Origin of the sequence: Amycolatopsis nivea (genome assembly GCF_004522235.1) — a bacterium.
Lineage (GTDB): Bacteria > Actinomycetota > Actinomycetes > Mycobacteriales > Pseudonocardiaceae > Amycolatopsis > Amycolatopsis nivea.
In genome coordinates this window covers 76252-101692 of the sequence record NZ_SDLT01000010.1, presented here as the reverse complement: position 1 = coordinate 101692, position 25441 = coordinate 76252, and the positions used below count along the sequence as shown (strand labels likewise).

Here is a 25441-nt window from a genome sequence, read left to right as displayed (position 1 = left end):
ACTGCGCCGATCGGGCTGCGCGGTCCCTGGAACTGAGTAAAGACTCTACTCTATAGAGTATGTTCTATGGAATACCTAGATGAAGTTAATGCAGTCCGAGCCGGGTCTGCGACCTGGGGCGACGCGTCGTCGACGGGCGTGCGGAACGACGACCCGCTCCTGGATCGGCTCGCCGTGACGCCGGTCGGCGACGGCTGTTTCTCCGGCCGGCCGCCTGCCGGGTTCGCGCAGCGAGTGTTCGGCGGGCACCTGCTCGCCCAGTCGGTGCTCAGCGCGACAAGGACGGTGCCAGCGGGCCGAGTGGTGAATTCCCTGCACGCCTATTTCCTGCGAAGCGGTTCCGCCGACGAGGCCCTCGGTTATCCCGTGGCCGAGGTGCGCGACGGCAGGTCGTTCTCGATCCGCTCGGTGTCGGCTGTCCAAAGCGGACAGCAACTGGCGACGGTCCAAATCGGCTTCACCGCGCTCCGCGACCGCCCGGGGCCGGTGTCCGCGGCGATGCCGGCGGTACCCGCGCCCGAAGAGCTGCCGTCCGTCCGCGAACACCAGCCCGGGAAACCCGGTCCCGGCGGGGTGAACCTGCCGCCGCGCGAGAACTGGCGGACTGCCTCTCGCCCGCTCGATCTCCGCTGGGTCGGAGCGGTCGCGGGCGACCGGGCTCGCCGCGCGTTTTGGTTCCGCTGCGCCGAAATCGAGTCCGCCGACCAGAACGCGCACCGGGCGATCCTCGCCTTCGCGTCCGACCGTTCCCTGATCCCCGCGGTGGCACAGGCTCGCGGGGAACTCGACCATCCCGGACCTCGCCCCTCGGCGACCGTCGACCACGCGATGTGGTTCCACGCCGACGTCCGCTGCGGCGAATGGCTGCTGTACGTGCAGGACAGTCCGGCGAGCACCGAAGTGCTGGGCCTGGCGCGCGGATTGATCTACCACCGCGAAGGCACGGTCGTGGCATCGGTGGCGCAGCAAGGCGTTTTCTTCCCTTCGTCCTGAGGCCGCCGGCTGGGTTCGCTCGGCGTGGCCAGGCGAACCCAGCCGGCGGTTCAGCGCAGCAAGGCCAGATCCCCGGCGCGGAATCCGTGCCCGGTGGCCTCGGCCAGGCGGCGCTGCCCGCGTTGCCGGGCCGCCGGGTCCAGTCCCGCGGTCCAGAACGCGATCCCGCCGACGTGCCCGGGAAATCCGTAGCCGAGGGTGAGCAGGAGGTCGATGTCGGACGGGCTCGCCGCGACGCCTTCCTCGAGCACGAGCGCGCTTTCGTTGGCCATCGCCAGCAAGGCGCGTTCGAGGATCTCCTCGGGCGGGATTTCCCTCGGCGTGATGCCCTTCGCCCGGCGGGATTCCGCGACGAGCCGGTCGACGAAGGGGTCCGGCCGCGGCGTCCTCGATCCGGGTGCGTACCGGTACCACCCCGCCGACGTCTTCTGCCCGAGCCGGCCGGCTTCGACGAGGCGGTCCGCGACGTCCGGGTAGCGGGCGCGCGGATCCCGGCCCTGGTCGTGGCGCCGTCGCGTGCGCCAGGCGATGTCCAGTCCGGCCAGGTCCGCGACCGCGAACGGGCCCATCGCGAACCCGAACCCGGCGAGCGCCGCGTCGACGGCCGACGGGGTCGCGCCGTCCTCCACCAGCAACTCGCACTGGTATCGGTATGCCTGGTAGACGCGGTTGCCCACGAAGCCTTCGCTCGCCCCGGCGAGGATCGGGACCTTGCCCAGCATCGCGGCCAGAGCGAGCGCCGCTTCCGTCGCCGCCTCGCCGGTCTTCGCGCCCCGGACCACTTCGAGCACGCCGCTTCGGTGCGCCGGGCTGAAGAAGTGCGTACCTGCCAGACGGCTCGGATCGGCCAGGCGCGCCGCGAGCACGTCGATGTCCAAATAGGACGTGTTGGTGCCCAACGGAGTTCCGGGAGCGACGACGGCCTCGACCGCCGCGAGCGCATTCGCCTTGGCCTCGTAGTCCTCGAACACCGCTTCGATCACCAACCCGGCCTCCGCCAAGGCGGCGAACTCGCTGCCCGTGCTCAGCGATTCCCGGCGTCTCGCGACCTCGGCGGCGGCGAGGCGACCGCTGGCGGCTTGCCGCCGCCAGGCCTCCTCGATCCCGGCGCGAGCGCGCTCGGCGACCTCGGCGTCCCGGTCGAGCAGGATCGCTCGTCCCCCGGATTCGACGACCGCACGAGCGATGCCGGCCCCCATCGTTCCCGCCCCCACCACTCCGACCGGGCCGACGGACCGCCGCCCGCGCGCCGGCGCGGTTTTCCGCGCCTCGGTTCGGGCGAAGAACAGGCGGCGCCGGGCGGCGGCTTCCCGGCTGGACCGGAGACGGTGGAACTCGGCTCGTTCGTGGGCGAGCGCGAGTTCCGCGGGACCGGCCACCCCAGCTACCACCGCGCCGACGGCAGCCAGGACGGCCGGGCGGAGACCTTCCCGCGCCACTGCCTCGACCGCGGCGGTTTCGAGCGCCCCGGGCGCCTCCTCGCGCACCGGGCTGGTGCGCAAGAGGCGCTTGGCGACGGTCCGGCGCGCCAGCCGGACCGCGTCCTCCCGGAGCGAGCCGGTGGCGATCGCGTCGATCAGCCCTTCCTCCGCGGCTTGTTCCACGCCAAGCGCCTTTCCGGAGGTCACGAGCTCCAGAACGCGCGACGGGGGCAGCAGGCGCAGCGTGCGCTGAGTGCCGCCGGCGCCCGGGAGCATCCCGAAGGCCACCTCCGGCAATCCCACCCGGCCGCCCGGCGCGGCGATCCGCGCGTCGCAGGCGAGCGCCAGCTCCAGGCCGCCGCCCAGCGTGGTGCCCGACAACGCCGCGACCACCGGGTGGGGGCACCGTTCGATCAGCTCGACGACCTCCGGCAGTTCCGGCTTCGCCAGCTCGCCGGCGAATTCGCGCAGGTCCGATCCGGACAGGAAATGGCGGCCCGCGCCGATGAGCACGACGGCCGCCACGGAGTCGTCGGCCGCGACCGAGCGCAGTGCCGCGGCCAGTTCGCCGCGGACGGCCGCGGTGCCGGTGTTGACCGGCGGGTTGTCGATGACGAGCAGGGCGACCTCGCCCTCGCGCTCGAGGCGGACGAGACGGCGGTTCTCGGATGCGTCCGGCACGGCGATCAGCCCCGCTGGCTGAACCGGCGGCCGAAGATCTCCTCGGCGATCCGGTTCTTCAGCATGCCGATGGACCCGCCGGCGATCATCCATCCCCGGGTGCGGCGCAGGCAGTACTCGACGAGCGTGTCGGTGCTGTAGCCGAGCGCGCCCATCGCCTGCATCGCGGTGTCGGCGGCGCGGAAGCCCGCTTCGTTGGCCGCGAGCTTGGCGATGGAGGTGTCGTATGCGGAGGGCAGGCCGTTCTCCGCTCCCCGGACGGCGCGGTCGAGCAGCGCGCTCGCCCCCTCCAGCCCGACCGCCGCTTCGGCGAAACTCCATTGCACGCCTTGGAATTCGTTCAAGGTCCGGCCGAACTGGGTGCGCCGGCCGACGTGCTCGCGCGCGAGGTCGAACGCGAGCCTGCCCAGCGCCAGCGACCGCGCGGCGTTGCCGATCCGCTCGACGTTGAACCCGCTCATCTGCTTCTTGAATCCGCCCGGGCCGAGCAGGAGATTCCGGCGGGGAATCCGGCATCCGTCGAAATACAGCGGAGCCCAGGTCTCGCCGCTCATGTAGGCCGAGGGCTCCCCCAGCGTGAACCCCGGCGCGCCGCGCTCGACCAGCACCGAGCCGATGTTCCCGGTGCCCGGGCCGAACCGGGCGTAGACGAGGAACAATGTCGCGTCCACGCTGTGCGTCGACCAGATCTTGCTGCCGTCGAGCACGAGTTCGTCTCCGTCCTCGACGACGCTGGTGGTCAGTTCGGTCGCCGCCGAGCCCGCTTCCGGCTCGCTCATCCCGAGCGCGATCAGCGCGCGCCCGGCAAGCAGGTCCGGCAGGTACCGCCGCTTCTGCTCGGCGGTGCCGAACTCCGCGAAGGTCCGGACGGCTCCGAAATTCCCGGCCTGCACGATGTCCGCGCTCTTGGGGCAGTGCTGGGCGATCTCCTGGATCACCGCCACCGCCGCCGCGAGCCCTGCTCCCTGCCCGCCGTCCTCCTCGGCGACGGTCAGCCCCAGCAGTCCTTGCGCACCGAGCATTTCGGCGATGTCCCACGAGTACCCGGGTTCGTGCGCCCTTTTCAGCGCGCCGTCGGCCAAGTGCCGACGCGCGAAACCGCGCACGGATTCGACGAGATCGGCGTGTTCGATCGAGAGGTCTGTCACCGGTTTCGCGCTCGCTTTCGTTGTCGTGCCCATGGTTTTCACTCGCCGCGGGACCGGCCGGAGCCGGACCGCACTGCCGCGTCGGCGCACGCGAGGAAGTCCAGATTCTCGAACGCCCACACCGCCTGGATCAGGCGCGCGGTTTCCTTCTCGCCGATCACCGGCTCGCACAGAGCGCGCACTTTGTCTTCGAGCGCGGAGTCCGACACCGGATTCGACGGCTCGCCGTAAGGTTGTTCGACCCGGTGCCGCACCGAGGCGCCGTCCGCGAGAGTCACGGTGACTTCGGCGGGCCGTCCGCTGCGCGGGTAGGCCGCGTTCGCCGCGTCGTCCACCTCGACGGCGACGGTTTCCATCAGCTTCCGGTTCTCGGCATCGAAACGCTGGTCCTCCGCGAAGTCAGTGAGTGTCACCGCGCCTCGCCGAAGCGCGACGGCCACCGTGAACGGCAGGCTGAGCTGTGCGTCGAGAACGGTGTCGAGGACTGTTCCGTTGTGGTTGGCCGCGATCGCGAAGGTGCCCACTCGCACCGCGGTCACGGCCTCGGGCGCGAACCGGTGTTCCTCGCGGAGCGCGATCGCCGCGTCGATCGCGCCGTGCAGGTGCCGGCAGCACGGATACGGTTTGACGTAAGTGTTTTCCAGCACCCACTCGGCGCCGAGCCCGTCCGTGATCCGCCCGGGGAACCAATCGACGCCTGGTTCTCCAGCGAACGCGGCGAAATAGCCTTCGGGTCCTTCGAGAACGGTCGTCGGTCCGGTGAGCCCGGCGGCGGCGAGGTCCGCGGACACGATCCCGTCCCGCGCCGCCTTGCCCGGGTGCAGCCGCTTCACCTCGGCGGAGCCGTTGAGGAAGGCGAACAGGCCTCCGGCGTGCGATCCCGCGATGCCCAGCGCGTTCGCGACCTCGGCCACCGAACCGCCGTTGAGCGCGGCCACCGCTGCGGCGGCGCCGAACACCCCGCCGAGGGGCGTGTTGTGGAAATGCCGGTTGCGGGTCGCCGGATGCCCGGCCGCCGCGATGCGGCACGCCAGTTCCATGCCCGTCACCGCCGCCTTCAGCACCCGCTCCGGACCGGCGCCCGTCTGCTCGGCCACCGCGAACACAGCCGGCAGTACGACCGACGTCGGGTGCATGCTGCCCGGGGTGTAGCCCTCGTCCGCCTCGATGCCGTGCCCGTTGGTTCCGTTCAGCACCGCGGCGCCGAGAATCGACGAGCGGCCGTGGCCCACCGCGGTCGCGGCGTCGCCCGGATAGGTCCGCGCCACGTGCGTCGCCACCGCGTGCGACACCGGCCCGACCGAGCTGGCGACCACGCCGGCCAAGTGGTCCAGCACCATCCGCCGCGCGTGCCGGTGCAGTCCCGGCGGCAGCGGCTCCTCCTGCTGCCGGGCCACCCATTCGGCAACGTGCCAGGTCAAACCCTCATGTGCGTTCATGCACTCTCCCGGATCCCGTGTCGTCGTCGACGCAGGGGCGCGCACGCCCAGCGATCGCGGCCGAGACTACATACTCTATAGAGTGTTGTCTATGTGATCTAGGATGACGGACGCCCCGCGCTGACGTTGTCCTATAGAGTGGAGAGCAGCCGAGGGCGAAACAGGGAGGCTTCATGACCGACGGGGCGATCGCGCCGCCGCAAAGCCGGACGGCCTACGTTGCCGACCGCATCCGCCGGGACGTCGCCTCGGGCGAACTGCGCCCCGGCGAACTGATCAAGCAGACCGTGCTCGCCAAACGCTACGGCGTCAGCCCTACCCCGGTCCGGGAGGCGCTGCGCCTGCTGGAGGCGGACGGCGTGGTCACGTACTCGCCGCATCGAGGAGCCTCGGTCCTCGAGATGACCCCGGACACCGCACAGGATCTCTACCGGCTCCGCGCCGCGTCCGAAGCCGTCGCCGCGGGAATGGCGGCCGAACGGATGATCCCGTCCGGCCTCGCGCTGGTCCGCGACAAGCACGCGCTGCTCGACGAAGCTGTCCGTGCCGGGGCCGACCCCGCCGAACTGTCGGTGCTGAACAAGGACTTCCACTTCGCGGTGTACCAGCAGTCCTCGCCGATCGTCCTGCAGTACGTCGAAGCGCTCTGGGTCCGGTTCATTCCCTCGTCGACCATCTGGACGCCCGCGCACGCCCGCGAACTCCAAGACGACCACGACGGCATCCTCGACGCCCTCGTCCGCGGCGACGCCGAGGAAGCCTCCCGGCTCACCAGCGCGCACATCCTCCACGCGGCCGAGATCCGCGACCGCGAACCCGGGCTCCGCCCGGCCGGCGACGTCGAGCGGGAGCAGTTCCCCGCCGGCCGGTGAGCACCGCGCGCGGGGCGGCCGAGGTCACGCGGATCCGGCCGCCACTGTGTTGTGGTAGCGGAATACCCGGCGCTCGCGCGCGGTCGCGAGCGCCATCGCCCGCGTCCGCCAGGGCGTGCTGACCGCGCGCTGGTAAGCGGGCGAGCGGAAGAGGTCCGTGCTGTCGATCTCGTGGAATGCCAGCAGGTCCGGACCGCTGCCCTCGAGCTTCCGGTACCGGCGGATCCGTCGCCAGCCGGACACCTCGAGCAGCATCGGCACATGTTCCTCGCGGTACCACCGCTCCAGTTCGGCGGCGTCTCCGGACAACCCGACCGACACGACGACCGGCGCGGGCGACGCGCAGTGCCCCCACTTCCCGACGAGCTCGTACACCCGCCGGTCCAGAACCGCGAGCCGGTCGACGACCGACTGCTCGCGCGGGCCGCGCCGCCGGATCCGCTCGTACTCCGGCGTTTTCAGCGCGGAGAGCTCCAGCTCGTACCAGGCCAGCCACGAGGGGCGCGCGCCGTCGCCCTCGCGGTAGCGGTATCCGGCGCGGATGCCGGGCACGCTCAGCCGCGCCGGTCCGTGTTCGGTGTCGTACCAGTCGTGGAACTCCTCGTCCCCGACCGCGCCCGGTTCGGACAGCACGTACAGCAGTCCCTCGGTCATCCCGCGTCCCTTCCTTGTCGTCCAGTAGGCTTCCGGCCAAGCGGCGAGCACGGCGAGGAGCGGCAGTGTCGAGAGAGGACCCCGACGTCATCGATTCGGTGGCGAAGGCATTCCAGCTGCTGCAGGCGTTTTCCGCGGACCGGCCGGCGATGACGGTGAGCGAGGCTTCCGCGGCCACGGGCTTCAGCCGGGCCACGGCGCGGCGGATCCTGCTCACGCTCGAACGCCTCGGATTCGCCGAGACGGACGACCGGCGGTTCCGCCTCACCGCCGGCGTGCTGCGCCTCGGCTACGGCTACCTCGCCGCCCTGCCGTTCTGGGAGCACGCACAGCCCCGCATGCGCGCGCTCGCCGACGAGCTCCGGGAGTCGTGCTCGATGGCCACATTGGACGGTCCGGAGATCGTCTACGTGGTGCGGGTTCCCGCGTCCCGTTCGATGACGATCACGCTGAACGTCGGGTCGCGGCTGCCCGCCTACCCGACCTCGATGGGACGGGTGCTGCTCGCCGCGCTGCCCGAACCCGAGCTGAAGTCCTATCTGGACACGACCGAGCTGAAAAAGCTGACCTCCGCCACGATCACCGACCCGGCGCGGCTGCGGGCCGAACTGCGCCGGGTCGCCGACCGGGGTTTCGCCGTGGTGGACGGCGAACGCGAGGAAGGCATCCGCTCGGCGGCCGCCCCGGTGCGGGGCGCCGGCGGGCGTACGCTGGCCGCGCTGAACGTGTCGGTCAACGCGGCCCGCGTCTCGCTGGAGGAGCTGCACGAGCGGTTCGTGCCCCGGCTGCTCGAGACCGCCCGCGGCATCAGCAGCGACATCGAACGGCTGCATTAGCCCGCCGGGAAATCGAAGCACCGCGCGGGGTTCGCGACGAGAAGGCGTTCTCTGGCCTCCGGGTCCGGTGCGATCTGCTCGATCAGGTCGACGAGATCGCCGTCGTTGGGCACGAAACCGTGCGTGTTCGGGTGCGGGAAGTCGGTGCCCCACACCACCCGCTCCGGTGCCTCGGCGGCGAGCAGCCGGGCGAGCGCGGCGGAGTCGGCCAGGTCCGGCGGCGCGGTGGCGATCCGGTCGGCTCCGCTGAGCTTGACCCACACCGGCCCGCTCTCCAGCAACCGCAGCAGCGACCGCACCGGTTCGCTGTCCAGCCCGTCGCGGAGATCGATCCGTCCCATGTGGTCGATCACGACCTGAACGCCCAGCGAGCGCACCAGTTCCGCGTGATCGGCGACTCCGGTTCCCGCGACGTGCAGGGCGATGTGCCAGCCGAAGGGCCGGATCAACGCGACTACGGCGTCGATCTCCGCGCGCGACGGCGCGGGGCCGAGATGCGGGGTGAAGTGCAGGCGGGCCCCGCGAACCCCGGCCTCGTGCAGGCGCTTCACCTCGCTTGCCGGCGTCGTCGGCCGGATCAGGCCGACTCCCCGGTACCGGCCCGCCCCGGCTTCCAGCGCGTCGAGCAGAACCGCGTGATCGTCGCCGTGGCAGGCGGACTGGACGAGCACGGCGCGTTCGAAGCCGAGCAGCCGGTGCAGCGCTCGCAGGTCCTCCTTGGGCGCTTCCGGCGGGGTGAAGGTCCGGTCCTCGGAGTACGGGAACTTGGCGACCGGGCCGAAGACGTGGCAATGCGCGTCGCACGCGTTGGCGGGCAACGGGGTCGCCGGCGCGTGCGGGTTCGGATCCGGGCCGGGGTTGCGCGGGTCGCTCATCAGTCGCACCTCGCGGACATCCCGCCGTCGACGACGATCTCGGTCCCGGTCACGAACCGGGCCTCGTCAGATGCCAGGTACAGCGCGGCGTAAGCGGTGTCCCGGCCGTCGCCCGCGAAGGCGAGCGGGATGCGCGCCTGCCGCTGTGCCAGCAAGGACTCCACGTTTCCGCCGGCCCGCTGGCCGGCGAGGCGTTCCTCGACCATCGGGGTGTGCAACTGGCCGGGCACCACGGTGTTGACGCGGATGCCGTCCGGCGCGTGCTGAACGGCGGTCACCTTGGAGAACTGGATGACTGCCGCCTTCGCCGCCGCGTAGCCGACTTGCGCCGAACCGGTCCAGCGCGTGCCCGAGGTGGACGCGGTGTTGACGATCGCGCCGCCTCCCTGGGCTTTCATCACCGGGATCGTGTGCTTGCAGGTGAGGAAAACGCTGGTGAGGTTGTAGTCGAGCTGGCGTGCCCAGTCCTCTTCGGACAGTTCGACCGGACCGCCCTTGAACGAACCCCCGACGTTGTTGACGAGGATGTCGATCCGGCCGAACTCCTCCTGGCACGACCGGACCATCGCGGCGACCGCCGAACTGCTGGTCACGTCGCACAGGTGCGTGCGGATGACTCCGCCCTCCGCTTCGACTGTCCGGACGGTTTCGGCCAGCGCTTCGGCCTTGAGATCCACGGCGAAGACCCGCGCTCCCTCCCTCGCGAACAAGACGGCGGCGGCCCGGCCATTGCCCCAGCCGGGTCCGACGCTGCCCGCGCCCGTGACGATCGCGGTCTTGCCTTCCAACCGGCCGGTCATGCGCCCACCTCCAACGCGACGAGGAACCGGGAAACCAGGTTGTACGCTCCCACGGTCACCGTCAGTTCGACAATTTCGCGCGGGTCGAAATGCTTGTGCAGAGCGGAGAAAACTTCCTCCGGAACGCTGACGTTCTCGGTCATCGCGTCCGTGTAGGCGACCGCGGCCCGCTGCCGCTCGTCCAGCAACGCGGTGTCCCCGTCAACGCGCAAGGCCCCGACCTGTTCGGCGGTCATTCCTTCTTTCCTCGCGACCGGTTCGTGTGCTGCCCATTCGTAGTCCGCGCCGTTGAGCGCTGCCACGCGCAGCACCGCGAGCTCCCGCAGATCGCCCGGAAGCGTTCCCTGGCCTCGGATCGCGCCCAGCAGGCTGTTCCAGCCGTCGGCGAACGGCGGGCTGTGCAGCAGCATGCGGTCCAGCGGGGTCAGGCGCCCCCCTCGGCGCGCGCGGATCCGGTCGGCGACCTCGCCCGCCGTCTCCACGTAGTCCAGCCTGGCCATGTATTTCCTTTCTTTTCTATTCCGTTGCGACGGTCTCGCGGACCGTCTCGCGACCGGAGAGGACCCGGCGAGCCCGCTCGCGGTCGAAAACGCCTTCCCACCGGCTCACCACGACGCTGCCGAGCATCTGGCCGCACAGGCTGACGAGGCCGCGCATCGTCGAGAGGAACCGGTCGACGCCGAGCACCAGCATGATCCCGGCGATCGGAACGGTCCCGGTGGCGGACAGCGTCGCGGCGAGAATGACAAACCCCGCGCCGGCCACGCCCGCGCTGCCTTTCGAGGTGATCATGAAGACGGCGAGCAGCCCGATTTGCTGCCAGATCGACAGATTCACGTCGAAGGCCTGCGCGATGTACAGCGAGGCGAACCCGAGGTACAGGCACACCCCGTCCCCGTTGAACGCGTATCCGGACGGCACGACCAAGCCGACGATCCGCTTCGGACAGCCCAGATGCTCGAGTTTGCGCATCAGCTGCGGCATCACGACCTCGTAGTTCGAAGTGCCGAGCGTGATCAGGAGTTCGTCTTTGAAGTAGCGGTACAGCTTGAGGATCCGGATTCCGCACAGCCGGGCGACCGCTCCGAACACGACGAGGCAGAAGGCGATTCCGGTCGCCCAGAACAACAGGACGACGCCGCCCAGACTGGCCAAAGTGGACGCGCCGAATTTCCCGGTCGTGTAGGCCATCGCGGCGAAAGCCCCGAGCGGGGCCAGGTACATGACCAGCTTGACGATGCCGAACATGACCTCGCCGATGCGCTCGACCGCCTCGACCACCCGCGCGCCGCGCTCCCCCAGCGCTTTGACCGCGACCGCGAACAGGATCGACACCAGGAGCACCTGGAGCACGTTCCCGCCGGTGAAGGCGCCGACGAGGGTGTTCGGGATGATGTTGACCAGGAAGTCGTACCAGTGCTGCGACGCGCCTGCCCGCGCGTACTGCTGCGCGGTACCGGACAGGTGCAGAGCGCCCGGATCGGCGTGGATGCCGCTGCCCGGCTTGAACGCGTTCATCACGAGGAGACCCACGACCAGCGCGACCGTGGTCAGCACCTCGAAGTAGACCAGCGCCTTCATGCCGATGCGGCCGACGCTCGCGAGTTCGCCCGCCGACGCGATGCCGGTGACGATCGTGCAGAACACGATCGGGGCGATGAGCATCTGGATCAGCTCGATGAACCCGGAACCGACGGGCTGGAGCGCGGCGCCGACGCCCGGGGCGGCGAGCCCCAGGATCGCCCCGAGAACGATCGACACCAGAACTGTCAGATAGAGCTTTCTGGTGAAGGCGGTGCGTAGCAACGATCCGGTTGACATCTTCGTCCCTCGTGTTCGCCTGTCGCACATTTGCGCGTCTGACGAACACAGTATGAGTACCGCCCCCGAACAGGTCAACCTCGCAGCCGAGAGTTACCGATACGCCACAGCGCGCAGCACGGTCATCGGCCTTGCGCGAGCTTCGGAATGTTCCCGTTTTCGGCCGCTTTTCCTCTCTGGCTGCCGACGACGGCTGCGCAACCAAGCGCCGCCGATGGCGTCGCAACACCGCTCCCGACCGGCCCCGCGCTGATGCAACGCACACGCAGCACCCAACGCCACCAAAGGACGACCGAACCGCCGCCGGATCTCCTCGGTAACACGCACCCCGCCCTGTGCGACTGCTCCAGAACAGTCCGAACGACTGGAGCACGACATGACCACTACCCGCCTCGTCGCCGGTGCCGGTGCATTGGTGTTCGCCCTCGCGGCCACCGCGACCATCACGTACTTCGCCACGCGACCCTCGGGCATGTCGCTCGGGATCCCGTCGTCGTTGACCGCGCCGCCAGCGAAGACGTTCGTGCTGACCGGTGTCCTCACCATCGAAAGCGACCTGTCCGGCGTGCGGACGGACGGCACCGGAACGACGGACAGCGCCTGCCAAGGAACCGGCGGGTACTCCGACCTCACACCAGGCACAGCCGTCAAAGTGTCCGACGGCGCCGGCCACGTCATCGCAACCGGCTCGATCACCAGCGGAACCGCGCAAACCAGCTACCTCTACGGCCAAAATGTTGTCACTGGATGCCAACTCGGATTCACCGTCAACGACGTCCCCGACGGACTCCCCTCCTACGTACTCACCATCTCCCACCGCGGAGACCAATTCCTCCCAGCCGACCGGGCACACGCACCGATCACGCTCACCATCGGCGGCTGAACAGGAACCTCGACCAGAGGCGGGGCGGGTGACTGCAGCAGCCTGTCCCAGGCCAGGCGCGAGTTCCGTCGCGTGGATAACGACGGCCCCGCCAGCGGCCGCTCAACTCCTCCGCCCCGCACGCCGAGTTCGGAACAGGAATTCGGCGAGCCTTCGGACCCAGATCAATCGTCTCGTTCACCACCGGCCCGGGGCAGGGCGAGGTGCTTCGCCCGAGGCGGTTCGGCGTGCCATGCCATGATCAATCCTGGTGACGGGATCAGGCAATGCCTGCCCGGCACCGGCCAGAGCGAAGTCTTGACGCCGGATTTGATCGAGGTGGGGTTGTGGGCGGGCGGACGGTGAGGTTCCGGAACTGGGAAGTCCAATACTTCCCGGAAGGCCGGGGGATCTCGTCCGACGAGCCGATCGGCAACTTCACCGAATCGGACGACCGGCTGCTCGCCCATCATCCCCGGCTGCGCCGCATCCTGGTCAGGGTCGTGCCGCGCCAGCCGCTGGGGTGCTTTTACCTTCACTGGAGCGACGGAAGCGACCTCACCGCACTCGACGAGCGCGTGTCGTCGGGCACCGCGCGCGATGCGGACTTCGCCGGCGCCGTCGTCGGAGAAGCCACCGGGATCAGTCACGAGGCGTGCGGGTCGCCGCTGCGAGTGGTAGATCTCAACCAGGTGATACCGCTGTTTTCCGACCCGGTCGAGCGATCGAGTGCGCACAAGTACCAACAGCTGTGCCCGGTCTGCGGAAAGCAGATCAACGCGAGCATTCTCGAATTCATCGAACCGGGAAGCTAATTGCGGAAGCCAACGGGCATACGTACTCGAGGTCGGGTTCAAACGGGCGCCGTATGCCGTCAGCGCGCGATCCGCGAAAACTCCGGCGGCGATCGGATCCGCGCTGCGCGAAACAATCCCGTCGCCTGAAGCGATCTCCATCGGTCACGCCGACTTCCTGCAGCACGCTCCCCAGGTAAACGCCGACGAGGTTGCCCGTCGCGCCGAGCTGCATGACGAAGCCCAGCAGCAGCGCCGTGCCGCCCGGCAGGACCTCCCCTATCTCCCATGGCGCGGCGTAGGACTTGACGTTCTTCATCCGGCTGCGCATGTACGGGTCGAGCGATAGGTAGATGGTGCGGAGCAGAACCTGGCCCGGCCCGAGCGGCGGGAGCTCCGCCTCGGCGAGCTCGAAATCGCCGTCGCGCGGCTCGCCGACCGGCCGAATCGCGAGACGGAACTGGTGGGACTTCAGCATGGTGTTCTCTCCGCCGTGTTGGTGAAGTTCTCCGCTCGGAAGCGAAGTATCGCGGCCACGGTCAGGCGAGCGTTGTACTCGCGTGCCAGCTGATCCCGGAAGGACGCCAGGCTGGGGCGGCTGGCCGCCCGGTTGCGATCGGCGGCACGGGCCGGAAAAATCGGCGACTCCGCGAAAACGCCGCCGACGTGCCAGGGAGTGGCCCGTGCTGACCCTCGGAACCGGAATCTCGGTGCGTCCGGAAGCCGATCCGCTGGACGACATCCGGTGGGCCGACAGCGAACCCCGCGTCGCGGGCGCGTGGATGCTCGACCACCTCCAGGGCTGGGCGCCGCGCGGGGCGCAGGAGACCGATCCGCACCTGCTGCTGGAGCCGTTCTCCGTGCTGGCGGCGGGCGCGGCCGCGACGAGCCGGGTACCGCTCGGCGTCGCCGTCACCGATCCCGTGCGGCGCAGCCCGGTCTCGCTCGCGCACACCGCCGCCACCACGAGTTGGCTCGGCGGCCGGAAAATGGTGCTGGGACTCGGGGTCGGCGACCCGGGGCAGCTCCGCCCGTTCGGCCTGCACCCCGGCCGCGAACGGACCGGACGGCTCGACTACCTCCGGCCCGCCCTGCGCGACCTGGCCGCATTGCGCGACGACGGGCGGTTGTCCGCCGAGGGCCCGGACCTGCCGCTGACCGCGTTGTCGCCGTTCGATCTGTACGTGGCGGCGCACGGCCCGCAGATGCTCCGGCTGACCGCCCGCTACGGCGACGGCTGGCTCCCGACCAGCTTGCCCGTGCAGCAGTACCGGTCGAGCCTCGCCGCCATCCGGGAGGAGGCCGCCGCGGCCGGCCGGGACCCGGACGCGGTCCGGCCCTGTCTGTTCCTCTGGGCCGCGCTGGGCAGCGACGCCGCGGAAAGCGCCGAGTTGTTGCGCCGCCCCGAAGTTCGGGCCGTCGCGCTGTATCGCGGCCGGGCGGCGTTCGCCGCGCACGGTGCCGAGTACCCGCTGCCGCACGCCTATGTGCCGCACGAAGTCCCGGCCGGGCAGGTGCCGGAGATCCTCGCAGGCATCCCCGACGCGCTGGTGCGCGAGGCGGTGTTGCACGGTTCTCCCCAGCAGGTGGCCGAGAAACTGGGCGAGTACGCCGAGGCCGGGTGCCAGCACGTGATCGTGCAGGACATCGGCCGGTTCGGCGATCCGGAGGGCACGCAACGCTCCCGGGCGGCGCTGCTGGCCGTCGCGGACGCGCTGGGAGGTCAGTGATCCGGGCCGCGCCGGAAGGTCTCCCGCACCGCGAGCGCACAGCACGCCCCGGCCACGCTCAGCGCCAACGGGACGAGCAGCGCCCACCGGTAGTCGGCGAGCACCGGATGGCTCAGCCCGGCCGGTGAACCGGGACGGGCGTCGAGGATCCAGCCGAAGACCGGCTGGATCACCCCGGAAGCCAGGAACGCGCCGACGTTGACGACTCCGAGCGCGGTCGCCGCGGCGCTGGGCGCGGTCGATTCCTTGACCGCCGCGAACGCGGGCACCACCTGCGCTCCGGCGAGTCCCACCAGCGCGTAAAGCACCACCGCCGACCAGCCCGGCGACCACGGCAGGAACGCGAACCCGGCCCAGCCCAGCACCGCGCTGGCCGAGCAGACCAGGATCACCGGCCTGCGCCGGCCCAGCCGGTCCGAGAGGAGGCCGAGCAGGATGTTGCCGCAGCCGTACACGACCAAGCCGATGGTGGTGTACGCCGACGCGGCCGCGTTGCTCAGCCCGAAGCTGTCGGTCAGCACCGGCACTCCCCACAGGCCGGAGAAGGCGTAGAAGGTGCCGTTGGTGCCGATCACCGCGAAGAAGACGAGCCAGACCTGCCTGCTCGCCAGCGCGGACCGCAGCCGGTGCCGCCCGTTCGCCGGTTCGGCCTCGGCGGGCGCGGCGGGCCGGGGAAGCACGTCCGGGTATCCGGCGGCCTCGGGCGAATCGCGCACGACGACCAGGACCAGCACCGTCGTCGCGGCCGCGAGCAGGCCGACGACCAGGAAGATCGACCGCCAGGTGAACACCGTGAGCAGCAGGGCGGACGGCCCCTCCGCGGCGATGCTGCCCAGGTTCCCGACGAACATCGTGATGCCGGTGACCACCCCGTAGTGGCGCTCCGGAAACCAGGTGGCGTTGCTCTTCAGCAGGCCGACGAAGATGCCGGACGTGCCGAGCCCGACCAGCAGCGGGCCGACCGCCGCGAGGCCGAACCCCGGCGCCCAGGCCAGGAGCAGCGTCCCCGCCGAGGTGACCGCCCCGCCGACCGCGACCACCAGCCGCGTGCCGTACCGGTCGATCAGCAGCCCGACCGGGACCTGCATCACCGTGTACACCCAGAAATTGCCCGCGGCGAAGAGTCCGAGCTGCGCCGCCGAAACGCCGAACGCCGCGCTGATCGGCTCGGCGAACGTGGCCGGCGCGAACCGCTGGAAGAACCCGATGGTGAACAGGGCCAGCAGCAGCGCCGTCGACCCGGCCCGCGCCCGCCGGAACCCGCGGCGGAGTTCCGCGGGCGCGGCCTCGCCGGTCCTCACCCGGGCACCCCCTGCGCGGCCGGGACCCGGTCGCCCGCCGTGCCGAGCACCCGGTCCAGGATCCAGTTGTCCAGGCGGTGCACCACGTGTTCCTCGGGCGTGTAGCAGCCGGGCGTGCTGCCGGGAAGGCCGCGCTGCTGGAACTCGGTGATCCAGTCGTCCTCGCGCACGACCTGGTCCCAGCGGCGGATGTAGCGGGCCGAAACCTCGGCGTAGTCGGGGCGCTCGACGGTGGAGCGCGGGAAGCAGTAGCCGACGTCGACCCGGGTCCGGGTCGGCGTCTCCGGGTATTTCTGGATCCACCACATGCAGTCCGGCGCGGTGACCAGGAAAAACCCGGGAGCGAGCACGGAGAAATGGGTGCCGCGTTTCGCCGCGCCGCTGATTCCGGGCGTGGCCGGGAAACCCAGGTGCCGCTCGCCGGGGGCCAATGCCGGGGTGTGGTCGTTTTCGTGGAAAACCGTGATCCACTCGCCGCTGGTGGGCGGCGAAACGACCGGTTGCTCGCCGATCGACCCGCGGTGGATGTGCTTGGTGTGGAGCGTTTCCATGTCCACCTCGACGTAAAGCTTCCAGTTCGAGGCGAGATGGTAACTGCGCCGGTGCACGCACGCCATTTCGGCGATCCGGTAAGGCCTGGCCACCCGCTCGGCGAAATCGCCGAAATACTCGTCCACGGGCGGGGCGTTCTCGTCGAAGGTGACGAAGAGCAGTCCTTCCAATTCGGCCCAGCGCAGACCGGTGAGCGCGTGCCGCTCCGGGTCGAAGGCGGTCGACCCCTCGGTCCCCGGGGCCCGGAGCAGTCTTCCGTCGAGGCTGTACACCCAGCTGTGGTACTGGCATCGGATGCCGCCGCAGGTCCCCTGGGCTTCCTCCAGGAGAATCGAGCCGCGGTGCCGGCAACTGTTCCGGAACGCCCGGATCCCCTCGTCCGACCGGACCAGCAGCACCGGCTGGCCGAGCGTCTCGGCAGTGAGGAAACTGCCGCGCGAAGGCAGCATCGAAGCCAGCCCGACAAAATGCCAAGCGGGACGGAAAATAGCGTCTATTTCCCGGCGGTGCCATTCGGGCGAGGTGTAGCACCAGTGCGGCATGGTCTGCGCTTCCGGCAGCGCACTGCGCACTCGAGCGTAGTTCTGCGCATCGAAAATGTCCGGCAATTGCACCACAGTCGCTCCCCTTTGGTGGCGGGGCGGGATTCGACGGCCACGCCGATTCCGCCCAGAATCGCCAATGCCTTTCCCCAGCGCGCCCAACCCTAGGAGGGAGCGGAGCACCGGGGCAAGCACCCTGGTGGACATTCACTCACTGCGACCAGTGCATGGTGTTCGCCGTCGGCTCCGAGTCGGCCGTCGAACTCCCTCGCTCGCTACGTTTTGAGTAGAAAATTCGACAACAGGACGCGGAATCAGCTGCTATTTCTCGATTCTTCTGTCTCGGCCGGAACCGCCGGCACCTGAAACCCGGCGAACTGCTCCCGCAGCGCCTTCTTCGCGAACTTGCCGACGCTCGTCTTCGGCACCTCGTCGACGAACTCCACCGCGTCGGGCAGCCACCACTTCGCGACCCGGCTTTCCCAGTGCGCGAGCACGTCCGCCGCGGTCAGCGTCTCCCCTGGGCGCACGACCACGCAGGCCAGCGGCCGCTCGACCCAATTCGGGTGCGGCACGGCGATCACCGCCGCCTCGGCGACCTCGGGATGCGACATGATCGCGTTCTCCAGCTCGACCGAACTGATCCACTCGCCGCCCGACTTCACCAGGTCTTTCGTCCGGTCGACAAGCCGCACATACCCCAGCGGGTCGACTGTGGCGACGTCGCCGGTGCGTAACCAGCCGTCCTCGGTGAACGAGGAGCGGTCACCGACCCGGTAATACTCCGCCGCGACCCACGGGCCCGCACACAGCAACTGGAGGGCGCTTGACCGCTCCACACCGGCCTTCTTGAATGGAAACATGCCGGAGCACGTGAACACCGACCTCGGCGGCTATCTGCGCCGCATGCGGGAACGCATCCAGCCTGGTCAGATCGGGCTGGTCGGCCGGGGCACGCGGCGAGTGCCGGGACTGCGCCGGGAAGAGGTCGCGGCGCTGGCGGGCGTCAGCTCGACGTATTACACGCGCCTCGAACAGGCACAGACGGCGCACGCGTCGCCCGAGGTTCTGTCGGCCATCGCGCGGGCGCTGGAGTTGAGTGCCGACGAGGAGGAGTACCTGCTCAAAATCGGCACCGCCGCACCGGCCAGGCCGGTCAAGCAGGCCATGACCGACGAGGTGAGCCCGCAGACCCGAATGCTGGTGGACGTGCTGGCCGACGCGGCCGTCGCGGTGCTGAATTTCCGGTGCGACATCCTCGCGTGGAATTCGCTGTTCCACAAACTGTTCGCCCCGCACCTTGGTTTCGCGGCACCGGAAACGGCCGAGGACCGGCCGAACATCATCAAGCTCAACTTCCTCGACGAGAACGTGCGGGCACTGTACGCGGATTGGTCGCGGGAGGCGGAGTACAACGTTTCGTACCTGCGGTACATCGCGGGAAACCACCGGCACGACACCCGGCTGGCCGAGCTGATCGGCGAACTCACCATGGGCAGCGAAGAGTTCTCGAACCTCTGGGTCGGTCAGACCGTCGGCAACTGCACGGTGGGCACGAAGGCCTTCCGGCATCCCGTGGTCGGCGAACTCGACCTGATGTACCAGTCCGCCGAACTCGGCGACGGCAACATCCTCAAGTTCTACCACGCGGAACCGGGCTCCCCGCACGACGCGGCGTTGAAGCTGCTCGCGGTGGATCTGAAGCAGGTCTACTCGCGCTGAAGCCATCAGAGGCGCTGCCTGGACTCAACCGACTTCGACAGCCGCGACGGCCCAGGGGGAACTCCCGTGCGGCACCAGGAAGTACGTTCTCCACCTCGCGCTTGCCTCGCCTAGGCCGGGGCGTTCGGTTTCCTCGCGGAAAACCTTGGGCGCTTGTGCCCGGGCGAGATAAGCACGGCGGCCTCACCGTCGGCGAAGGTGAACAGCACAGCCGCCCGGACGGGCAGGAGCTTCAGGACGTCGACGAGGCTCAGCCCAGACAACTCGCTGATCTCTTCCGCGGGCCACGAGAGCACCCACGCGAGCACGACCTGCGCACGCGGACCACAGCGTTCTTGGCCGCCATCCACAAGCTCGCCGAATTCACCGGCTGCCTCGACCTGATCACCAAGAAGCTGCAGGGCTGCAAGGAGCACGTTTCCCGCGGCACCGCGCATGATCTGTGGCGCGAACCCACTCCTGATTAGCCTGGCACTGCCAGTGGTAGTCACGGCAGGGTGCTGGCTAAATCCCGCCGGTGGCCCGAACCTGGCGGCATGACGACCGATACGGCTCCTGCTGCTCCCTTGCGGCCGGCCCGCATGACCGGCCGCCAGCTCACGGTTCTGGTGGTCCTGCTGGCTTCCCAGTTCATGATGGCCGCGGACTTCTCCGTGCTGAACGTCGCGCTGCCCCGCGTCGGCGCGGAGCTGGGCTTCTTCGCCGGCGACCTGCAGTGGATCACCACGATGTTCGCGCTGACCGCGGCCGGCTGCACCCTGGTATTCGGCCGGGTAGGCGACTACTTCGGCAGGCGGCGGATCTTCACCGCCGGGATGGCGTTGCTCGCCGTCGCGTCGATCGTCGGCGGGATAGCGGGTTCGCCCGCGCTGCTGCTCGTCGCCCGGACGCTCCAGGGCCTCGCTACCGCCGCGATCACCCCGGCCGCGCTGGCGATGCTGACCACCGCCTTCACCGAACCTTCCTTGCGCACCAAGGCTTTGGGCCTCAACGGCGTGATGATGAGTTCTGGTTTCACGGTGGGCTCGATCCTCGGCGGTGTGCTGACCGACCTGCTTTCGTGGCGCTGGGCGTTCTTCGTCAACATTCCCGTGGCGATCGCCGCGATCATCGTTGTTCCGATGGTGGTCCCGGAAAACAAGGCGGAGAACCGCCAGAAGCTCGACGTGCCCGGCGCGGTGCTCATCACCACCGGCCTGTTCGCCGGCATCTACGGCATTACCCGCGCCGCGGAGTCTGGTTTGGACACTACGGCGATCCTCTCGCTGGCACTCGCTGCGGTGCTGCTGGTCGCTTTCTGGATGGTGGAGAGCCGCACGGCGGACGCCCTCGTCCCGGTTGCCATTCTGAAGCGGCCGGACATCGCCTTCGGCAACCTGGCAGCGTTGTTCATCTTCGGCGGCGAGACCGCGCTGATCTTCTTCACGGCCCTCTACGTCCAGAACGTCCTGGGCCATTCGCCGCTCGTCGCGGGCCTCGTGCTTCTCGGCATCGGAGTCGGCCAGATCCTGGGCGGCAGCATCGGCCCGAAGATCCTGGCCAAGGTCTCGCCGCGCACGATGCTCGGCATGGCGCTGCTCGGCCAAGGCGTGTTCATGCTGCCGGGAATCTGGATGGCCGCGACCAACGGCTGGCTCGCCGTCGTCGTCGCCGCGCAGTTCGTCAACGCGATCTTCTCGATGCTGGCGATGCTTTCCTTCATGCTCATCTCCACCTCCGCGGTCGACACGGACGCACAGGGCATGGCGACCGGAATGGCCACACAGAGCCAGCAGGTCGGCATCGCCATCGGCATCCCGCTCATGAGCGCGGTGTTCACCGCGGTCGTCGAGGGCGGGAGCGGACCGGCGGTCGAGCTGTCAGGCATCCACGTAGCGATCGCCGTCGACGCCTTCGCGCTGATCGCCGCCGGCGCTCTCCTGTGGCTGGCGCTGCGCCGGAAGCCGAGTGCCGCGGCTCCAGCACCGGCCTGAATGAGCAGGTCGCAGCGTCGCCCCAAACGACAGCAGCTGGCAATTAACCAGATCCAGCCGCTGGCCAAAGGAGTGCCGATTCGGGTGGACAAAAGATGGAGATACGGCCGAGAAGCCAACACCCTCGATGCAGCCGGCCGTCGCCGTGCCTCGTCGTTGCCTGGCGTTCGATCAGCCTTGTATGTCCGGAAAGCCGGGAATAACCTTCCAAGATGAAACGCTGGGGGCCGAAACGTAAGCGCGGACCGCGGCCCTGGGCCGATCTGGACGAGTGGGAGTTGCGGGAAGCCGTCGACGGTCCGGATCCCCGTGACGCGGCCCATGCCATGACCGTCCTCGGTTACCGTTGTGAGGGCAGGGGCGAGTTGGCCGATGCCGAACAGTGGTACCGGCGGGCGCTGGCCACCGAGGATCCGGTCCATGCCCCGATGGCGATGCTGCGGCTCGGCGGGATCCGTGAGCGGCAAGGTCGCCAGGACGAGGCTGCGCACTGGTTCCGGTTAGCTGCCGAGAGCGGAGAACCCGAGGTGGGGCCCGGTGCCGCGCTGCGGCTCGGTCTTGTTCTGGAGAGTCGCGGCGAAGACGAGGAAGCTGCGGAGTGGCTTCGCCGGGCCGTCGAGTCCGGCCAGCCGGGGACGGTCCCCGAGGCGTTGTTCTGGCTGGGATCGCTGGCCCACAAGAACCACGACCTTGACACCGCCGAGCACTGGTTGCGGCAGGCCGCAGACTCCGCGGCCCCGTCAGCAGTGAGCAGAGCGATGCACGAACTCGGCCTCATCGCCGACGAACGTGGCGATCAGGGAGAAGCCACGCGCTGGCATCTCCAGGTGGTCGAGCACGACGAGTTCGCGGCACCGGACAGCATGCTCTGGCTGGCCGCCGACCAGCTGAAGCGAGGCGAACGCACCGAGGCGGTCGTATGGCTGCGCCGGGCCGCGGAAACCGACAATCCCCGAGTCGCCAAGGCTGCGCGCGCACTTCTGGAGAAGTTCTCAGACCTCCTCGACGAATGAGACACGTCCGTCTCGATCAGGCGGCGCGGCAGAGATCTCGCGCAGCGCGAACTCAGTGTCCACTATAGACAGTGGTTACGCGTCCACGGAGATCGCGGCTCCGGGGCAGACGGTGGCGGCTTCGCGGACGGTCGCGTGCAGTTCTTCGCCGGGGTGTTCGGCGAGCAGGAGCACGATGCCGTCGTCCTCGCGTTGGTCGAACACTTCCGGCGCGAGCAGCACGCAGGTGCCCGCGCCGCAGCACTTCGCTTCGTCCACGGTGACCTTCATCGGCGTTTCTTCCTTTCGTTCGGCGAGGCGGTGACCGGTGCCTGCCACAGGCCGATCAGCGCGTCGATCAGGCCGGTGGCGGCGTCGTTCCAGTCGGATCGCGGGGTGGTGGTCTTCTCGGCGAGGGCGCGTTCGCGTTCGGCGGTCAGGTGGACCAAGAGAGTCCGGGTCATGTCGCTGCGTTCGGCGGCCGCTTCGGGCGGGAGGTCGGGCAGTCGTTGCTGCAGGCCTTCGACGATGCGCGCCAGCGATGGGGACGAGAGGGATTCCTCCACGACGATCGGGCGCAGCGTCGGATCTGCCATGGCCTGTTCGGCGAACCGGGCGTACCAGGTCGGGCTGCCCAGCGCGGCCAGATGCTCGGCCAGTGGACGCACCAGGCAGTCGAGCCAGTCCCGCAGGTCGGCGCTCTCGCCGATCTCGGTCAGCCGCCACTGCCGACGTTCCTCGATCGCGGCGGAGTGTTTGCGCGCGATCGCGCGGACCAGATCGGTTTTGGTGCCGAAGTGGTAGCCGACTGCGGTGTTGTTGCCCTGTCCGGCTGCTTCGCTGACCTGGCGGTTGGACACGGCGAGAATCCCGTGCTCGGCGAACAGGCGCTCGGCAGCGGTCAGGATCAGCTCCCGGGTCGCGTGCGCCCGAACCGGCGCGTCCCGGTCGGCGGCGTTGTTCCTCATGACTGTCACCATCGCACGGGCAGTTCCCGCAACCCGCCCACGGCCAGGCCCTCGATCCGGCGGAGTTCGGCCGCCGGGACGTCGAGTTCGAGCGACGGCAGCATTCGCAGCAGCACTTCGAGGGCTACCTGGAGTTCGGTGCGCGCGAGCGGCTGTCCCAGACACGCGTGCGCGCCGGCGCCGAATGCCAGGTGCGGGTTCGGGCTGCGGTGCAGGTCCATGACGGCTGCATCGGCGAAGGCGGTCTCGTCGCGGTTGGCCGCGGCCATGCTGCACATCGCGGTGGTACCGCTGGGAAGCACGGTTCCGGCGACTTCGAAATCCTCGGTGAGATACCGCGACATACCCACGCCCGCGTTCGCGTCCAGCCGCAGCGTTTCCTCGACCGCGGTGCGCACTAGCGACGGATCGGCGAGCAGTTCCTCCCACCGCGTGCGGTCGGACAGCAGCATCGCGACCATCTTCGCGATCATGTTCGCCGTCGTCTCGTGTCCCGCGATCAACAATCCAATGCCGGTCGCAGTGAGCAGTGCGTCCGACCAGTGCTGCCCGTCCGCGTCGGTGTCGGTGATCAGCGCGCTGAGCAGATCCTCCCCCGGCTCTGCGCGTTTCGCCGCGATGTGCGCGCCCATGTACCGGCCGAAATCCGCTTGCGCGGCGTCGAATTCCTCCTGGGTGTAGCGGGTCATGCTGAGCATGACGTCCGACCAGTGCGCGAACCGGTCGCGGTCGGCGTCCGGGACGCCGAGCATGTCGCAGATGACCCACACCGGCAGCGGAAACGCCAGCCCCGCCTTCAGATCCGCCGGACCTCCCTTCGCGACCATCTCCCCGATCAGCTGCTCCGCCATCGCCGCGATCCCCGGCCGCAACGCGTTCATCCGCTTCGCCGTGAACCACTTGCCGATCATCCGCCGCCAATTGAGATGTTCCGGACCGTGCTGCGGGATCACGGTCGCCATCTCGCTGTTGAACACTCCGCCGCTTTCGGTGTCCGCGACCCGCGCCGCGTCGTCGGCCGGGGTCGGACGGGTGAACCGCCGGTCCGACAGCACGGTTTTCACATCGGCGTACCGGGTGATCAGCGCCGCCTCGTCCCCGCTCGCCAACGCGACCCGCGCGACCGGGCATCCCGCGCGCAGCTCCGCCCATTCAGCCGGAGGCTCCAACGCCCCCGGCTGCTCGAAGGGAAACCGCGGCAACTGCTCCACGTCGCTTTCGGGCATCGCAACCTCCTGCTCGCAACCGGCAACCGGCACGATCATGGCGAACCCGAGTTGTTAAGTCAATCAGCTGACTTAATCAGGCGGACGACAGCGGCCGGTCGGCCGCGCAGGCGCGTCCGCAGCCGTGCGGAAATCCGCTGCGCAATCGAACGCCGTGACTCACGCCGGAAACAGGAGGCTAGCCAGCAAAACATGCACCGCAGTACCGCCGACGATGCTCAGTACTGCGTTGCGGCGCCACAGATGCAGCCCGATCGTCACGGCGAGCGCGATGGTCGGGGAGAGGGCGCTCGGGGACGTCCATGACACGTCGCGCAGGCAGTAGACCAGCAGGATCACCATGACTCCCGCCGGCATGCGGGTGCTCAGGTACTGCACGGTCCGGCTGGCGCGCAGCGGGGCCAGGACGGCGAACGGGAGCGCGCGCAGGCCCCACGTGACCGCGGCGGATACCGCGACCGCGGCGAGGAGGTAGGCGGGGTCAGGCATTGCTCACGCTCCGTTCGGCGACGAGGCCGCGGACGACCAGGCCTCCGACGAACAACACGAATGCCGCCAGCAGCATCTGCCCGGGGAAGACCACGCGGGCGAAGACCGCGCTCAGTGCGGCGAGGACGGGGGTCGGGAGGTCGCCCTTGCGGTCGCGGACGGCGTCCAGCGCGAGGACGACGAACAAGGCCGTCATGGCGAAGTCCATGCCGACGACACCGCTCGGGATCAGCGCGCCGAGCAAGCCGCCGACGGTGGCTCCGCCGACCCAGAACAGGTGCAGGAACAGTTGCAGCCACAGGATTCGCGCACCGTTCCATTCCCGGGCGGCGTCCGTTGTGGACAGTGCGTAGGCCTCGTCGGTGAGGGCGAACGTGCTGTACGCGCGTGCTCCGCGGCCGCGTACGCGGTGCAGCGGGAAGGACAGCGCGTAGAAGACATGCCGGACGTTGACCAGGAACGCCGAGAGCCCGATCGACGCCAGCGGAGCCGCCGTCGCGGCCAGGCCGATGAGCAGGAACTCGAACGAGCCCGCGTAGATGAACGTGGTGAAGACGGTCGCCCACCACCAGGCGAGGCCCGAATGCGTGAGGAACGCGCCGAACGCGAGGCCGAGCGGGACCAGGCCGATCCCGACGGACCCGCAGTCCTTCAGCGCGGCCAGCGCGGGCGAGCGATCACGAACAGCCAGGTCGGAGACGGTTTCCACGCTTGGAACACTACGTCAGTCCGGGGCTAATTTGGTGTCCG

At 69.4% G+C, this 25441-nt stretch carries 27 protein-coding genes; 10 read left to right on the top strand and 17 right to left on the bottom strand.

Translation table 11 applies throughout. From position 1 onward, the window contains the following. Nucleotides 1-66 precede the first annotated feature (66 nt). A complete protein-coding gene (locus tag EIZ44_RS14495) occupies nucleotides 67-993 on the top strand; it encodes an acyl-CoA thioesterase (protein WP_134729070.1) in 927 nt (308 codons plus the stop codon). Nucleotides 994-1043: 50 nt separating this feature from the next. On the opposite strand, the gene EIZ44_RS14490 is transcribed toward EIZ44_RS14495, so the two are convergent. Genes EIZ44_RS14490 through EIZ44_RS14480 form a run of 3 tightly spaced genes read right to left on the bottom strand, consistent with a single transcriptional unit; the run spans nucleotide 1044 to nucleotide 5682 of the window. Further along, nucleotides 1044-3095 carry a 3-hydroxyacyl-CoA dehydrogenase NAD-binding domain-containing protein gene (locus EIZ44_RS14490; protein ID WP_240691300.1) on the bottom strand — a complete coding sequence of 684 codons (2052 nt, stop codon included), beginning with the start codon at nucleotides 3093-3095 and terminating at the stop codon, nucleotides 1044-1046. 5 nt (nucleotides 3096-3100) lie between these two features. After that, entirely contained in the window at nucleotides 3101-4276 is a 1176-nt protein-coding gene (locus EIZ44_RS14485; RefSeq protein ID WP_134729065.1) for an acyl-CoA dehydrogenase family protein, read from the bottom strand. 5 nt (nucleotides 4277-4281) lie between these two features. Then, complete coding sequence (locus EIZ44_RS14480) at nucleotides 4282-5682, bottom strand: MmgE/PrpD family protein (protein WP_134729063.1); 1401 nt, start codon at nucleotides 5680-5682, stop codon at nucleotides 4282-4284. A gap of 173 nt (nucleotides 5683-5855) precedes the next feature. On the opposite strand from EIZ44_RS14480, the gene EIZ44_RS14475 reads away from it, so the two are divergent. Continuing rightward, nucleotides 5856-6554 carry a GntR family transcriptional regulator gene (locus tag EIZ44_RS14475; RefSeq protein WP_134729061.1) on the top strand — a complete coding sequence of 233 codons (699 nt, stop codon included), beginning with the start codon at nucleotides 5856-5858 and terminating at the stop codon, nucleotides 6552-6554. A 24-nt stretch (nucleotides 6555-6578) separates the two neighbouring features. On the opposite strand, the gene EIZ44_RS14470 is transcribed toward EIZ44_RS14475, so the two are convergent. Next, nucleotides 6579-7208 carry a hypothetical protein gene (locus tag EIZ44_RS14470; protein ID WP_134729059.1) on the bottom strand — a complete coding sequence of 210 codons (630 nt, stop codon included), beginning with the start codon at nucleotides 7206-7208 and terminating at the stop codon, nucleotides 6579-6581. Between the two features lie 65 nt (nucleotides 7209-7273). Here EIZ44_RS14470 and EIZ44_RS14465 point away from each other — a divergent pair, with 65 nt between their 5' ends. Next, on the top strand, nucleotides 7274-8044 hold the full coding sequence (locus EIZ44_RS14465) for an IclR family transcriptional regulator domain-containing protein (RefSeq protein ID WP_134729057.1): 771 nt from the start codon (nucleotides 7274-7276) through the stop codon (nucleotides 8042-8044). Here the strand turns inward: EIZ44_RS14465 and EIZ44_RS14460 are convergent. Genes EIZ44_RS14460 through dctA form a run of 4 tightly spaced genes read right to left on the bottom strand, consistent with a single transcriptional unit; the run spans nucleotide 8041 to nucleotide 11540 of the window. Further along, nucleotides 8041-8919, bottom strand: coding sequence for an amidohydrolase family protein (locus EIZ44_RS14460; protein WP_134729055.1), 879 nt, complete (start codon nucleotides 8917-8919; stop codon nucleotides 8041-8043). The genes EIZ44_RS14465 and EIZ44_RS14460 overlap by 4 nt on opposite strands. After that, a complete protein-coding gene (locus tag EIZ44_RS14455; RefSeq protein WP_134729053.1) occupies nucleotides 8919-9719 on the bottom strand; it encodes an SDR family NAD(P)-dependent oxidoreductase in 801 nt (266 codons plus the stop codon). Before EIZ44_RS14455 ends, EIZ44_RS14460 begins: the two co-directional genes overlap by 1 nt. After that, on the bottom strand, nucleotides 9716-10219 hold the full coding sequence (locus EIZ44_RS14450; protein WP_134729051.1) for a carboxymuconolactone decarboxylase family protein: 504 nt from the start codon (nucleotides 10217-10219) through the stop codon (nucleotides 9716-9718). Before EIZ44_RS14450 ends, EIZ44_RS14455 begins: the two co-directional genes overlap by 4 nt. A 16-nt stretch (nucleotides 10220-10235) precedes the next feature. Next, nucleotides 10236-11540 carry a C4-dicarboxylate transporter DctA gene (gene dctA, locus EIZ44_RS14445; RefSeq protein ID WP_134729049.1) on the bottom strand — a complete coding sequence of 435 codons (1305 nt, stop codon included), beginning with the start codon at nucleotides 11538-11540 and terminating at the stop codon, nucleotides 10236-10238. Nucleotides 11541-11916: 376 nt separating this feature from the next. On the opposite strand from dctA, the gene EIZ44_RS14440 reads away from it, so the two are divergent. Both EIZ44_RS14440 and EIZ44_RS14435 read left to right on the top strand, forming a co-directional pair. Further along, entirely contained in the window at nucleotides 11917-12423 is a 507-nt protein-coding gene (locus EIZ44_RS14440; protein WP_134729047.1) for a hypothetical protein, read from the top strand. Nucleotides 12424-12689: 266 nt separating this feature from the next. Then, on the top strand, nucleotides 12690-13217 hold the full coding sequence (locus tag EIZ44_RS14435) for a hypothetical protein (RefSeq protein ID WP_134729044.1): 528 nt from the start codon (nucleotides 12690-12692) through the stop codon (nucleotides 13215-13217). Here the strand turns inward: EIZ44_RS14435 and EIZ44_RS14430 are convergent. Beyond that, complete coding sequence (locus tag EIZ44_RS14430) at nucleotides 13198-13674, bottom strand: hypothetical protein (RefSeq protein WP_134729042.1); 477 nt, start codon at nucleotides 13672-13674, stop codon at nucleotides 13198-13200. The genes EIZ44_RS14435 and EIZ44_RS14430 overlap by 20 nt on opposite strands. A gap of 205 nt (nucleotides 13675-13879) precedes the next feature. Here EIZ44_RS14430 and EIZ44_RS14425 point away from each other — a divergent pair, with 205 nt between their 5' ends. Continuing rightward, complete coding sequence (locus EIZ44_RS14425) at nucleotides 13880-14926, top strand: LLM class flavin-dependent oxidoreductase (RefSeq protein WP_134729040.1); 1047 nt, start codon at nucleotides 13880-13882, stop codon at nucleotides 14924-14926. Here the strand turns inward: EIZ44_RS14425 and EIZ44_RS14420 are convergent. From EIZ44_RS14420 to EIZ44_RS14410, 3 genes are all read right to left on the bottom strand, one after another. Further along, nucleotides 14920-16227: an MFS transporter gene (locus tag EIZ44_RS14420; protein WP_167754123.1), complete on the bottom strand. Its 1308-nt coding sequence runs from the start codon at nucleotides 16225-16227 to the stop codon at nucleotides 14920-14922. The genes EIZ44_RS14425 and EIZ44_RS14420 overlap by 7 nt on opposite strands. Next, complete coding sequence (locus EIZ44_RS14415) at nucleotides 16224-17396, bottom strand: aromatic ring-hydroxylating oxygenase subunit alpha (RefSeq protein WP_167754122.1); 1173 nt, start codon at nucleotides 17394-17396, stop codon at nucleotides 16224-16226. Before EIZ44_RS14415 ends, EIZ44_RS14420 begins: the two co-directional genes overlap by 4 nt. A gap of 239 nt (nucleotides 17397-17635) precedes the next feature. Then, nucleotides 17636-18160: an AMP-binding enzyme gene (locus EIZ44_RS14410; RefSeq protein WP_240691299.1), complete on the bottom strand. Its 525-nt coding sequence runs from the start codon at nucleotides 18158-18160 to the stop codon at nucleotides 17636-17638. Nucleotides 18161-18182: 22 nt separating this feature from the next. On the opposite strand from EIZ44_RS14410, the gene EIZ44_RS14405 reads away from it, so the two are divergent. The 4 genes from EIZ44_RS14405 (at nucleotide 18183) to EIZ44_RS14390 (ending at nucleotide 22029) form a co-directional block, all read left to right on the top strand. Continuing rightward, nucleotides 18183-19043 (top strand): helix-turn-helix transcriptional regulator, encoded by an 861-nt coding sequence (locus EIZ44_RS14405; RefSeq protein WP_134729032.1) that lies wholly within the window; start codon nucleotides 18183-18185, stop codon nucleotides 19041-19043. Nucleotides 19044-19198: 155 nt separating this feature from the next. Further along, nucleotides 19199-19510 carry a hypothetical protein gene (locus EIZ44_RS14400; RefSeq protein WP_134729030.1) on the top strand — a complete coding sequence of 104 codons (312 nt, stop codon included), beginning with the start codon at nucleotides 19199-19201 and terminating at the stop codon, nucleotides 19508-19510. 69 nt (nucleotides 19511-19579) lie between these two features. Then, nucleotides 19580-21016 (top strand): MFS transporter, encoded by a 1437-nt coding sequence (locus EIZ44_RS14395; protein ID WP_205673145.1) that lies wholly within the window; start codon nucleotides 19580-19582, stop codon nucleotides 21014-21016. 212 nt (nucleotides 21017-21228) lie between these two features. Beyond that, on the top strand, nucleotides 21229-22029 hold the full coding sequence (locus EIZ44_RS14390) for a tetratricopeptide repeat protein (protein ID WP_134729028.1): 801 nt from the start codon (nucleotides 21229-21231) through the stop codon (nucleotides 22027-22029). A 75-nt stretch (nucleotides 22030-22104) separates the two neighbouring features. Here the strand turns inward: EIZ44_RS14390 and EIZ44_RS14385 are convergent, their stop codons facing one another. The 5 genes from EIZ44_RS14385 to EIZ44_RS14365 all read right to left on the bottom strand — a co-directional run bounded on the left by EIZ44_RS14385 (nucleotide 22105) and on the right by EIZ44_RS14365 (nucleotide 25400). Further along, nucleotides 22105-22299, bottom strand: coding sequence for a ferredoxin (locus tag EIZ44_RS14385; RefSeq protein WP_134729026.1), 195 nt, complete (start codon nucleotides 22297-22299; stop codon nucleotides 22105-22107). Further along, a complete protein-coding gene (locus tag EIZ44_RS14380; RefSeq protein ID WP_134729024.1) occupies nucleotides 22296-22976 on the bottom strand; it encodes a TetR/AcrR family transcriptional regulator in 681 nt (226 codons plus the stop codon). Before EIZ44_RS14380 ends, EIZ44_RS14385 begins: the two co-directional genes overlap by 4 nt. A 5-nt stretch (nucleotides 22977-22981) precedes the next feature. Beyond that, nucleotides 22982-24202: a cytochrome P450 gene (locus tag EIZ44_RS14375; protein WP_134729022.1), complete on the bottom strand. Its 1221-nt coding sequence runs from the start codon at nucleotides 24200-24202 to the stop codon at nucleotides 22982-22984. A gap of 159 nt (nucleotides 24203-24361) precedes the next feature. Continuing rightward, nucleotides 24362-24691, bottom strand: a complete 330-nt coding sequence (locus EIZ44_RS14370) for a branched-chain amino acid transporter permease (RefSeq protein WP_134729020.1) — start codon at nucleotides 24689-24691, stop codon at nucleotides 24362-24364. Continuing rightward, on the bottom strand, nucleotides 24684-25400 hold the full coding sequence (locus EIZ44_RS14365; RefSeq protein ID WP_134729018.1) for an AzlC family ABC transporter permease: 717 nt from the start codon (nucleotides 25398-25400) through the stop codon (nucleotides 24684-24686). The genes EIZ44_RS14370 and EIZ44_RS14365 overlap by 8 nt, the downstream gene beginning before the upstream one ends. Between the last annotated feature and the right edge of the window lie 41 nt (nucleotides 25401-25441).